Below are 12,322 nucleotides of genomic sequence, written 5' to 3' on the forward strand. Positions count from 1 at the left end.
AGTACAGTGCAAAAAACTAGCAAAATCAGCTTTAATACTGATCAGTTACTGATAATGGCTTTCAAGTGAAACAAAAATATACGCCAAATATAGGATAATAAGCAAGGAAAAGAGGCTCTAGAACTTGTCATGACCATTCAGCCTTTTCGTCGTATACTAGCAAAAACAATAAAAAGGTAGGGAACCATGACAACTAAATTTACGTCTCTCTTTTCATACAAAGCAGTTATTGCTGGCATTCTTTCTTTGGCATTAAGCCTAAGTGTAAGCACAGCATTTGCAGCGCCCGGAGCCTCTGCGCCAAACAAACAATCCAGTGAAGGAGATGGTCCATATAATCGACTCATTTTGCGGGCAGTAACTATTGTGAATGGTGAAGGCGCTCCTGCACGCGGTCCTGTCGACATCGTGATCGAAAAAAACCGTATTACTAGAATTGTCGATGTAGGTCACCCAGGCGTACCCATTAAATCAAAAAATCGTCCTGAATTGCGTGACGGCGACAAAGAAATGGTTCTCCCTGGTTACTACGTAATGCCGGGCTTTATTGATATGCACGGTCACATTGGAGGTTCTGCAGACAACATTCCTGCCGAGTATGTATTTAAATTATGGTTAGGTCACGGTATTACTACTGTGCGCGAACCGGGTAGTTTCAACGGTTTGGACTGGGTACTTGACCACGTTAAACGTAGTGAAAAGAACACTATCGTAGCACCACGAATTGTTCCCTATTTAGGCTTTGGAATGGGCAGTGATAAGCCCATTTATACAGCCAAACAAGCACGCGAGTGGGTGAAGAAAGCAGCCAAGCAAGGCGCAAAAGGTATCAAGTTCTTTGGCGCAACGCCTAAAGTAATGAAAGCCGCTTTTGATGAAGCGAAGAAACAAAACTTAGGTACGATGATGCATCATGCGCAACTAAACGTGATGAGCATGAATGTTGTCGATTCAGCTAGACTAGGTCTAACCACAATGGAACATTGGTATGGATTGCCAGAGGCGCTGTTTGAAGAGCAAGTCATTCAAAATTACCCTGCAACTTACAACTATAACAACGAACAAGACCGATTCTCAGAAGCAGGTAAATTATGGAAACAAGCTGCACCCTTCGGTTCGGATAAATGGAATGAAGTGCGTGATGAACTTATCGAGTTAGATTTCACTATTAACCCAACGATGACTATATACCAAGCTAGCCGTGACTTGATGCGTGAGCGCAATGCTGATTGGCACGATGAATATACCCTGCCGACTCTTTGGGATTTCTTTACACCAAGTCGTTATGCACACGGTTCTTACTGGTTTGATTGGACCACTGATGAAGAAATTGCGTGGAAAGAAAACTACCGTATTTGGATGCAGTTTCTAAATGACTTTAAAAACAACGGCGGTCGCGTGACTACAGGGTCTGACTCGGGTTACATTTATAAGATATACGGCTTTGGTTACATTAGCGAGTTAGAGCTTTTGCGTGAGGCAGGCTTCAATCCTTATGAAGTGATCCAAGCAGCAACTTTAAATGGCGCTCAAGCACTCGGCATGGACGATGAAATTGGTTCGATTAGTATTGGCAAGCTAGCCGACATGGTCATAATCAAAGAAAACCCATTACGCAACTTCAAGGTACTTTATGGCACAGGTCATTATCAACTTGATGAGAACAACCAGCCTACTAACCGTGGTGGCGTTGATTACACCATCAAAGATGGCATTGTGTATGATGCCAAAGCACTATTAAATGACGTAAAAGTAATGGTCAAAGCAGCGAAAGAGAGCAAGTAACGGAGCCGAGCAAGTAGCGAAGTTAATAGTTAACAAAGCTATTAATTAGCCATACATCGTATTGCCACTGTCGTTTCGTTGAGCTAGTTCCTTAGCTCGTCGGCAGTGGCACTCACATTGAAAGCAAAACAAGGCACTTCTTTTTGCAAGCTAACGCTAAGCAATAACGCTATCGATAGCTTCTTGCATAGATTCTCTATTAGAACGATCAGTGATCTGGTCGATACCAAATAATGCCTCTAATGCTGGTCTAGCAGCATTCGTCATGTCTTGAATTTCCACTGAATGATGGTAAAGCTCAACTTCAAGAAACTTCCTATTGAGCACACCACCATGACCGCTTCCATTTCTGCAAAAACGACTAAACTTAGGTTGCTCTTTTAGGTTTTGAACCAAGGCTTCGAATAGTGCGTCACTATTTGTGTCACCGGTAATCCAACTTAGCACACCGGCGACTATGGCGAGTACAAATGATAAGACTAGTAACACCTCCCCAATTCCAGCCCAAGAGGTGATAACCCCCATAACTGCCAACCAACCTGCTACAGCTAACAATCCGCTTGCGACACCAATAAAGGCAATAGTTGCGCCTGTGTAGTCTTGAGTGTTGTACTCTTCATAAAGTACAGCACTGCTCGACACCGTTGCTGCAATTGCCGCAAACAACCCTAAGCGATTACTTAATGAAGCTCCAGGTGCCAGTTGAGCAATTCGCCCACTATTACGCATGGCGACACCCACACTCAAAAGCGTATTTGCTGCGGTGCCAGCGACATCTGCGGCGAGCCGTATTCGCGTGCTAATACTTGCTTCATTCCATTGACTTGCTTGACAAACAGCGTTTAGGAATAGAAACCCACTAACGACTGACATAAACACGCCCCACCCGGGCGAGTTCATCACTTCGCTATTTACTATATTGGAACTTCCTCTTTTAAGGCTTGCGCGCCATGTCATCAACTCATTAGCATCAGAAGTTCTTAACATTCTTGAGAATGCAGGCATATTGTCGTCGGTGACGCCTAACAAACGACCCAAAGTCGTGCTCGCATTATTTTGGAATAACAAAGCGAATGCTCTTTGACCTGCCCCAATTTTAATGGTGATGGAAATAGATGACTCAATTGCAACCATTAACAAGGAAGGTGGGCCCGGTAAATTCCCAGCAATCGTAGGGATATAGCTCAACCACGCGGCAGCAGCGCCAATACCAGTCCGAAAACGTGCAAAGGTAGCTTGCGTTGGCTCATTGTCATTTTGTTGAGCAATAAATTCCAATACCGGCATTAAGCCGTTGCGAATAAAGTCTTCCCCACGACGACTGCGACATAACACGCGATAGCAACCACTTAATTTTTGGCATGCTTCGTTGATATAGCTTGGTAGTACAGTATTTTCTTGCGCTACAATCGCAGCAATCGCTTGGTTTAACTCACTATCTGGATTTTGTAGATGTTCGTACAGGCTATTACTTAAGTTTCTTATTTGGCGTTGTTGCTGAGCAATAGTCTGTGTTGGTTCTGAAGTGAACTTGTCATGCGCTTCATCTTTAAGCGCGACAATTTTTGCTTGCAGCGTGTTGTAATCACTACTATCAATTGAGGATGCAGGCGTGCGTTCTGCTATCGCCATAAAATTATGCATTACATTGATAATGCCAGCCTCTTGTTGATATGGCACCAACAGCTCACCACAGCGCTCGCTTATGCGGCTCAAGTTTCGAGCAACCTCCAGCACCACGTCTAAAGCACTATCTAAACGCCCTATCGCGCCAGTTACACGACCAGTCACCAATGCAGTTCGACGATTCACGACAGACTCTTGAAACTCTGGAGAACGAGGAAGCAGCACTCTTCTATTTTGCCTTCTAGGCAAACGCCAACGATGATAACGAGGAATATTTTCATCTGGCGAGCCATTCATTACATCTCTTAATGTTAGAATTTTTTGCGCCCTATCAGTCTCATTACCGTTGATAATGCTCCGGTAAAGGTAGTCGATAACGTGTCTATTAGGTCCTTGGTGCCAATTCAAAATATAATTGAACACTTGACGTCGTTCCATTTGTAAGGCGGTTGCAAGCTCACCGATGGTCGTCTGTGGAAACTCTGATAACTCGACTCTAACCAAAGCCAATGAACCTTGTCGATAAGGCACTGAATGCAAATAAACACCCGCGACATGAGTACTTGGATTTCCCTCTGTATTCCTGACCGCTTCCATTTGCTGATTAAGAATTTCAGATTCGTTTACGCCATTTCCTAAGCAAACCAAATTACTCGCTATGTCTGCGCCAGGGCTATAAACATCCTCTTCGGTGATTGGACACTCTTGTGTTTCGCACATAAATATTTTTCCTTACTGGGACCATCTATTAGGACCATCCTAGCCGTTCATTCAGGATCAGGTTCTGGATCAGAGTCATCATCTTCGTCGATATCATCAGTATCAAATTCACTTAAATCCGGTTCGCTTAAATCACCTCTTAAAGGTAAGTCTTGCGATTGCCCCACCAAGCTACTGAGTTCACCAACGTTGATATTGGGCATATTTCGAAGCAATTGAAGCGAAGCCAACATCTGCCCGAAACCTGATTGGTTGGGTAAGCTACTGTTCATACTAGAAATTTCACCCGCTCTTCCCAAACCTCTGGCAATAGGGCTAGGTAAGCCAAATCCGCTTCCTGCTGGTGCGTTTTGATTACTCGCGATTTGTCGCATAACTTGCGATATTCTTCTTCCGCTTGATGACATTATTTTTCCCCATTAATAAGTACTAAAAAGCACTTGCACTATTTCAAGGCTATCGCTGTTTCAGATTCAATAAATTCACCGGCTGCTGGGGTGGTTTTTGTGATAACCGTATTGTCTTTCATGCTCGCAGGGCTTGTGAACTCAAGTCCTAAACGCGCTAAAATAATTTTTGCTGAAGCGAAACTCATGCCAATAATGTTCGGCACAATTTCCATGCTGTCCATTTGTACCGGCGCTGGCACAGGGGCAAATTTAATTTTTAAGGTGCTACTAGCCTGCATTTTATAGTCGTATTGATTTTGATAGCTGGCATCCACGGTCGCACCAAATAACTGAGTTTTTCTTGTACCGGAGCGAGTGTTTGTTTGCCCAACAGTGAGCGCGATATTAATTTCGGCATGTGCTTCGGGAATGACGTACCAACTAGGACGGTATCCGATATTGCGCAACTCCTTAACGACATCGTCTTCGAGCGAATATATCATCTTCATATTTTCAATTGTTTTCGCGTCTATAGCATACTGCGCCTGAGCAATCCCCATTCCCATTTCTGAGATGATGTCGCCCAATGGAGCAGAAAGTACTTGCGATAGTGGGTTAGAAGCCATTTACGATTCTCCTGAGAATACGCCGATGATAAGTGAGATATCATTTGGGTTAGTCACATTTTTTCCTGAGGCTGGATGCTGCTGAATTACCTGCCCTGCGAGATTAGGTTGCTTTTCAATTTGTTCCTGACTGAGCTGTTGTTGATAAACGCTCGCTCGCAGTCCAATTTCTGACAGTTTGCGCAACGCCATGGATTCCGTATAGCCAGTCAGTTTTGGCATTTTCGATACCGGCGCATCGTTTGCCTCGCCAGCGCTCGGTCTAGCGTTACCGCGGTCTGCTAAATTGAATTCTATAACCGACAGCATTTCTGGCTGAATAACTTTGAACTCGTTGGCGTTTTTAATTAGCCTAACTTCATCCTCTTTTTCGCCTGATAATACTTTTAATGTCATTTTCACATCACTAATGCGAAAGCGGCCTTCACTTTCACCTTTCTCATCCGCCTTATTAACGGCTTTAACGGCTTGCATGTATACCGCCTCGGCTTTCATGCTTGTGGTAGCGAGTTTTGGGTTTTTGCCAGGAGCAAGGCTTTCAATTCCAGGCTTAATTGTTGCATTACCTTTTAGTCCAGCTAAATCGGCACGCACGCTCAGTAGCTCTTTTCGTTGCGTCTCTTTTAGCGCTTCACTTGCAGCTAAACGTTCAGCCAAAGTTTTGTTTTTCTCTTGTTGTGCTTTCTTCTCTGTTTGAACCTTTTCAACCTCTTTCTTTTTAAGGTTTAATTCGGCCAAGTGTTTCGCCTTTTCTTCGTTCACTGTTTTCAGTTGTAGGGCTAAAGCTGTTTTTTCGTTTTCAATTAACTTTATTTTATTCGTATCCACAGCCGCCGCGGGCTTCGCTGCTGTCATGTTTGCCATACCGAAAAAACGCATGCTACCAACACTGACTGCTTGTACTGTATTGATATTGACTGAACCAAAGTCAATCAACGCAGCTGTATAGGTTTTTGGTAAAGCCGTAAGATTTTGCCACTTGTTGTTTACAATCGCTTTTAACAAGACCCTTGGTAGAAAACCACCGACTTCAGTACTAGACGTGAATGAAGCCTGGCCTTTAACATTGGTTGTGCCTTTCGCCACCTGCACTGGACGAACTCTGCCACGAATATGTTGATAGAAAAATAGCGCAACCGATGTGTTCGCAATGGGCTTTTTATCGTTATTGTTTATTAAAGTCGCTTTTATAGTAATCGGCATGATTTTTGTCCCTTATTCAAATCTGAACAGTAAGGTTTCAGTCGCACTTGAAAAATCAGCGATGATTGCAATCAGGTTGCCCTTCGTTTCTTGGGCTGAGATGACGAGATTAGCCTCCGCTTCCCCTTGCTCATTCAATATGACTTCCGACAAGCTCAGTTGAGTACCTGGCTTTAGTTCTTGTGCCCGCCCCTCTTGTTTATTGAGTTTGCTCGACAACTCTCTATCCACATTAAGTTCGACCGAAGCGCCAAACATCGGGTTTCCGTCGGAAGTGAAGCCTTTCACTACCACTTTTGCGTTTCGCGCCGTCGTTTTACTAGCACTTATTGTTAACTTCGGCATGGGCAACCCAGCACCGGCTGGTGTCGCAATCATCGTACCTTTAATAATACTACTGGCACTTTCACTTTGATTAGTTGTTGTTTTGCCACTGGGTAAAAACTTTAAACGCGACTTGTTGCTCCCTTCACTACTTTGCGTGGCAGTCATCTCCAGATGTAATTCAAATTCCATCTTTGGAATATGATAAATCATGGTCTCCTGACCCATTGCATTTGAGACAGGCGAGCGATTAAGGCGGTTCTGGGCTTGTGCAAGTCCGTCGGCCAAATTAATTAAGAAATCATCGAGATTCTCACCTGTTTTAATGTTGTCAGCCATTCTTTCAATTCCTTATTTATCAAATTCGGCCCGTTGTTCGCGACGCCTTTGTATGGCTTCTGCTTTGCGGCGGGCCTCTCGCTCCTGTTGATTGATTTCCTGTCGACGCATTTGACGTGAATTTCTTAATGCGTCTTCTTTCTTGTTAAGTTCCTGCTGAGAGAGTTGGGCATTCCTTTTCAGTTTATTCAGTCTTGCCTGAGTTAAACTCTCTCGCTTTCGTTGTTCAATGCGCTCTTGCTCTAGCTTTTCACGTTTTGTTGTTTTGCTTTGCTCGATTAATGTTTGGCGCTTATTGTCCAACACTTCTTCGTGGGCGCGTCTTTCCTCAATTTCGCTTCTAACGCTGCTCTGAAGTAAGCCCTTTCGTGTGTTGCTCCTTTGTAAGTTTTCAAATACTTCCTTTTGCTCTTGATGTGTTTTCATGATGCTTGCTAAGCGTTGTCTTTGTCGCAACTCTAGCCTTTGCTGCTCTTCCTTTTCCTTAGCTTTCTGTTTCGCTAATTGCTCATTCTTTCGAAACGTTGATTGCAGCTCAGCCTCCAGCGTTTTGCTTTTCGCTAGGGAACGCTGGTTTGCTAAATCGCGCAAGCGTTCTTGCTTCAACTGTTCATTTCGTAAGACTTGCTTTTCACCCAATTTAGCGTTCTCAAGTCTGCGTTTATCTAGCATCCGCAGGCGCTCTTCATAACGCACTCGCTTTCGATCCTTAATACGGCTTTGGACTGTATGTTGTGGAAACCCAAATCGCTGTTCATTCCAATTTTTATTGTCTTCAGCAGGCGCTTTTCCTGTAAGGGAATCCAAATTTTGCTTTAATTCAATGTGCTCCTTCACTAACTCTTTTACTTGCTCGGACACATCATCCCGCTGCAGCAATTCACTTAGCTCTTTTGCAGATTCAGCTTGTTCGCTTGATGGCTGCTTAACGAAGTCAACTGCAATAGCAGGCTCAGATGGCTTATCCTCCTTCTCTAATAAAGAAGTCCAGTCGAGATAATTATCAGACATCACATAGCTCGTCTAACCGCCGTCAGCCGGCTTGTTTTTCTCGATAATGGCACGAATGCGCTCTTCCAGAATAGACGGTGCAGGTATCGGCATTATTTTCGCCCGCATCAGGCTAGACCCTTCAGCTGAGTAGTTGTATTTATTGGCATAGCGCGCACTTACGGAGGTTGTTTTAGCTTTCGCGTAACCGCCAAACCCGAAACCAATAGCGCCAGCCGAAACAGTTTTTGTACTGCGCTTACGCTCAAATTCACTCGATTCACTAAAGCTAATGGATATCTTTATCTCAATGGTTGCTTCAGTGAATTGATAGAAGGTTGGCGTAAAGCCAAGCTCGATGAGCGACATTTCTTCGCCGTCAAACTTCACCATCGACTTGTGTGTGACAACTTCGCTCTCCCCCGTTTCAGGGTCAAACTCAACAGTTTCGTATTCGCCACTCATCATCTGTGCTAAACGCAAGCCTGTCTCATCCATTGCGTATTGAGCTTCGGCTATAGCAAGCCCCATACTTGTGATCATCTCACCAAATGGCACATCACTGAGTTCTCTACCTATGTTTACTCTAGGCATGATTTATCTCCTGTTTATAGCGAACGCTTATGCATCATCATCTTCATCGCTTTCAAATAAGTCTCTTACCCGCTCTTCAAAAATCGCAGGCGGTGGAATAGGCACTAAATTACATCTCAACAAGCTGCTACCTTCCGCGCTATAGCTGTATTTGCTGGAATAGGAAGCGTCAACTGTGGTTGTGCGCGTGGTGGTGCTATTTCTTGCGCCAAAAATGCTGAAAATGCCGCGGTTACGCTTCTTATTAGAATTGGTCACGGTATTCACCGTATGTGTATATTCACGATCATAAGTCATCTTAATTGCGATCTTCACTTCAATGATGTTGTTCGTAAATTGGTAAAAAGTAGGTGAAAAGCCAAGCTCTAACATACTTACTTTTTGTGGAGCGCCGTCGTCATTAAGACCGAAGTACACACGAGTATCTTCTTCTCCAGTTTGCTTACCCTCGTCATCAAATACTGGCATGCGGCCGCCCATCAATTGAGCAACTCGAATACTAGCGGAATCAAGGTCGTATTGAGCATCTGCAATAGCCAGCGCCATACTGCTTATCATTTCCCCCATCGGGACATTGAGTAGATCTCTACCTAAGTTTCTAGCAAGTGACATAGATGTAACTCCTTTTCACTGTTAATTAAATTTGTGTTTAGCTTTCGTCGCCTTCTGCATCGTTGTTCGCAGTAGCTTGGCGACTTGCCAGCCAGTTTTGAAAAGCATTTGGCGGCGGGATTGAGGAAATGCGAGCAACTATCGAGCTACTTGCTTCTGATTTAAAACTGTATTTTGTGGCGAACGACGCACTTACCGTTGCAGCAAACATGACAAAATACACTGCACCACCAACGGTAGCAGATGTCGATAAACTCGCCTCAGTGCTCGTTGATGTCGACAACGAAACACGGATATCTATAGTGGCTTCAGTAAAGTGATAGAAAACTGGCGCAAAGCCCAATTCAATTAAGGATTTTTTCTCATTATCGACATCCACCCCATGATTCTCAGCATCACCCAGTTGCATCGCCATATGAATTGAATTGAGATCTAACGCTCGTTGTGCCCCAGCAATTGCGCCTCCCAGCTGATTTAGCAAAGAAGGTAGCGGTGACTGCTCCAATGAGGCCATGACTTTCGCTTCAGACATAATTTACATCCTATTCCGGATCTGGCTCGGGTTCAGGCTCTGGTTCTGGTTCTGGCTCAGGTCCTGGTGCTGGCGGATCAGGCTCTTCAACCGCTGGCTCGGGCGGCTCAGGTGCTTCAATGCTGCCACCTCCAGAACTAGCATGCTGGCGCAAGGCCTCCAGAAAAGCTTGAGGAGGCGGTATGCTTCGCATCGTTGTTTTTATGCGTGATACGGCTTCCATATCAAATTCATACTTATGATGTAAGTCGAACGATATGGTGCCCGCAAAGGCAACAGGTAGACCCGCTGATTCTTCAGTACCCAAGCCCGCTTCTAAACCAAAATCGATGCCTGACTCAACCCTGACGGATATCGTTACTTTAAATTCCATCTCGGTTTCAGTGAAATGATAAAACTGAGGAATGAAGCCTAGCTCTAACAATGTTCGCTCACGCGAGGTGCCATCTGCATCATTGAATGTAATGCGCGTTTCACTCAGCAATGTTGCCGCACGAACGGATGATGAATCTAATTCGTATTGTGCTGAAGCAATCGCCTTTGCCGTGTTTTCAATGAGCTTGGGTATAGGGACATCCATTAAAGCCTGCCCAGGCGTCATTTGTGCTACTTGATTATCAAAATTCATGTTATCTCACTCCGCATACAAGGCCTGCGCCCTGTTTCTTGAGTTGTTCAGAAAGTTGAAACAGTCCTAACTGCCGCTGTTCCGCGAGAATTGACTGCTCTGCGGCGCTGTTGAGGTATTGCATACGTTGCAACATTGCCTGGATTTTTCTCGTTTTTTTATCGATAAGGTGTTGATTTAAAATTGCTAAATGTTCATGAAGTTGCTCTTTTTCATCTAACTTAATTAACAAATAAGCTTTTTTAAGCATCAAAATTATTCTGTCTTTTTTTGCTTCCGGACTTTGCAATTCTTTTCCTTCGTAATTGCTGAGTGCCTGTTCAACATATTGCATCGCCGTTTTGTTGTCGCCGGATAGCTCAATACACTCGACCGATAACTCAGCTAGGTATCTTTGCAGAACTAAGGCGAGGTTCTGCTGCATACTAGCTCGCATTAATATCTGTAGTAATTTGATTGCTTCATCGAAACGGCTATAGCGTAATTTCTTAGCAACTTCCTCAAGTACGTCATAAAGCTTCACGCTCATCTGATTTGGTTCTTGAAAACCAGTGTGTTTAACATTTTCTTGAGGTGTTTTCTTCATCGTCATTTCACTTTACCTTCGACTTAACAGGCAGTGAATGTTTGAACGTTTACATTCGTATTGCAGCCATAGTGCTTGGTGTGAATTTGCATTAACTGGAAGTAACAATGATTGATTCTTAGATATTTTTATAGGAATTTGCTTGCCCATAATGGTTTGGCATAATTGCGTTAACAACCCAGCGTAACTCTCTTCCCAATTAGGAAAACTAAGATCAAACCTGTTACTCGATATAAGGTTAGCTTCGGCATTAACGCCGCATTGATGCAATTGCGCGAGTAATTCTTGAGTACGATCCCAATCGATACATCGGGCAATAAGCATCGGTAAATTTGCTAATAATTTTTCATGAACGACAGCCGGGATACCACACATGTCAGCGAGGATTGGAGTTAACATTTCTATGTTTAGAGTAGCCGTATTGCTTTGCTCTGTTGGCAATAAACGAACATCAAAGCGCATGTAATCATGATTTTGCAGAACAATCGGAAGATGAAACTCATTTGCTTTACGCCAAGCACCATATGCTTTGTCAAAATCAATGTTTTGAGCTTGCCACTGCATCAAGCCTTCTTTTGAGCGCTCCCTCGTCATACCCAATTGAGCGTAGTATTGCTGCACACTTTGTAAGTCATCTAAGGCAAAAGCGACGAGTGTATATTTTGCTTTTTTCGGGCACGAAACCAAAACATCAACACCCTCAATTGAGAAGCGTTCAGCGAGTTCATTTGCGACGGTTTCAGATAAATTACCGAGTAGAGTTGCTGGAGTATTGCAAAGGCTTTTAATGACCTCTTCGCCAGATTGACCGGTGAAGGCTGCTATTTTGCTTGCAAACTCCGTTATCGCGCTGAAGTCATTTATGTAAGCTGCAATCTCATATTTATCTTGCGTGGTTTCTACATTTGCGGATGCATTCAAGTTTGGGTTGGTTTGGTCCAGCACACGACAAGGCAAGCCCACATCTTCTAATGCAGATGAAAGGCGTACAGCGGTCTCACGATTGAGTTTCGTTTTGAATATACTGGGGGCGTTTAAGATAAGTTCGATGCAGGATCTTTTACTCAAGCCAAGTAGCTCGTGATGCTTTGCTATCGCAAGAACATTTGCTTGACCTATTCCTTGAACTTGAATCTGAGCACTTTGTTGCATTGTCTGCCACCACGTTCCCTGTAAATGATTAACATCTAGTTAGCTGGGCTTGTGACGGCTTGATACAAGCAATTAAACATATGTCTTTGGCGGTTGCTTACAACAAAAATTAACAACTACTATTCAAAAATATAGGAGTCAAGCAGGCATTACGCAAGCTTATTTTTTAAGCTATTGCTGGTTATTTTTTAAGCGTATGACTTTTATTAGTTTTTT

Annotated in this window: 13 protein-coding genes; 1 reads left to right on the forward strand and 12 read right to left on the reverse strand. The window is 43.7% G+C overall.

Annotation, left to right across the window (positions count from 1 at the left end; translation table 11 throughout):
* The first annotated feature begins 186 nt into the window (after positions 1-186).
* Positions 187-1,785, forward strand: a complete 1,599-nt coding sequence (locus ACKLNX_RS04210) for an amidohydrolase family protein (protein WP_412971342.1) — start codon at positions 187-189, stop codon at positions 1,783-1,785.
* 156 nt (positions 1,786-1,941) lie between these two features.
* Here ACKLNX_RS04210 and ACKLNX_RS04215 read toward each other — a convergent pair whose 3' ends face one another.
* From ACKLNX_RS04215 to ACKLNX_RS04270, 12 genes are read right to left on the reverse strand one after another with little or no spacing between them, the layout of a single operon-like run.
* Positions 1,942-4,131, reverse strand: coding sequence for a hypothetical protein (locus ACKLNX_RS04215; protein WP_412971343.1), 2,190 nt, complete (start codon positions 4,129-4,131; stop codon positions 1,942-1,944).
* 47 nt (positions 4,132-4,178) lie between these two features.
* The gene (locus ACKLNX_RS04220) at positions 4,179-4,538 is read right to left on the reverse strand and encodes a hypothetical protein (RefSeq protein WP_412971344.1); all 360 of its coding nucleotides are present in this window, start codon (positions 4,536-4,538) and stop codon (positions 4,179-4,181) included.
* A 38-nt stretch (positions 4,539-4,576) separates the two neighbouring features.
* On the reverse strand, positions 4,577-5,146 hold the full coding sequence (locus tag ACKLNX_RS04225; RefSeq protein ID WP_412971345.1) for a PASTA domain-containing protein: 570 nt from the start codon (positions 5,144-5,146) through the stop codon (positions 4,577-4,579).
* Positions 5,147-6,349, reverse strand: a complete 1,203-nt coding sequence (locus ACKLNX_RS04230) for a PASTA domain-containing protein (protein WP_412971346.1) — start codon at positions 6,347-6,349, stop codon at positions 5,147-5,149. It abuts the gene before it with no gap.
* 12 nt (positions 6,350-6,361) lie between these two features.
* Complete coding sequence (locus ACKLNX_RS04235; protein WP_412971347.1) at positions 6,362-7,012, reverse strand: hypothetical protein; 651 nt, start codon at positions 7,010-7,012, stop codon at positions 6,362-6,364.
* Positions 7,013-7,024: 12 nt separating this feature from the next.
* Entirely contained in the window at positions 7,025-8,023 is a 999-nt protein-coding gene (locus ACKLNX_RS04240) for a hypothetical protein (protein WP_412971348.1), read from the reverse strand.
* 12 nt (positions 8,024-8,035) lie between these two features.
* Positions 8,036-8,596, reverse strand: a complete 561-nt coding sequence (locus ACKLNX_RS04245) for a hypothetical protein (protein ID WP_412971349.1) — start codon at positions 8,594-8,596, stop codon at positions 8,036-8,038.
* A gap of 27 nt (positions 8,597-8,623) precedes the next feature.
* A complete protein-coding gene (locus ACKLNX_RS04250) occupies positions 8,624-9,208 on the reverse strand; it encodes a hypothetical protein (RefSeq protein ID WP_412971350.1) in 585 nt (194 codons plus the stop codon).
* A 37-nt stretch (positions 9,209-9,245) separates the two neighbouring features.
* A complete protein-coding gene (locus ACKLNX_RS04255; RefSeq protein ID WP_412971351.1) occupies positions 9,246-9,740 on the reverse strand; it encodes a hypothetical protein in 495 nt (164 codons plus the stop codon).
* Between the two features lie 10 nt (positions 9,741-9,750).
* Positions 9,751-10,368, reverse strand: a complete 618-nt coding sequence (locus ACKLNX_RS04260) for a hypothetical protein (protein WP_412971352.1) — start codon at positions 10,366-10,368, stop codon at positions 9,751-9,753.
* A gap of 1 nt (position 10,369) precedes the next feature.
* A complete protein-coding gene (locus tag ACKLNX_RS04265; protein WP_412971353.1) occupies positions 10,370-10,960 on the reverse strand; it encodes a hypothetical protein in 591 nt (196 codons plus the stop codon).
* Positions 10,961-10,966: 6 nt separating this feature from the next.
* On the reverse strand, positions 10,967-12,106 hold the full coding sequence (locus ACKLNX_RS04270) for a hypothetical protein (protein WP_412971354.1): 1,140 nt from the start codon (positions 12,104-12,106) through the stop codon (positions 10,967-10,969).
* Between the last annotated feature and the right edge of the window lie 216 nt (positions 12,107-12,322).

It is taken from the genome of Glaciecola sp. MF2-115, assembly GCF_047250385.1.
Taxonomy (GTDB): Bacteria; Pseudomonadota; Gammaproteobacteria; order Enterobacterales; family Alteromonadaceae; genus Glaciecola.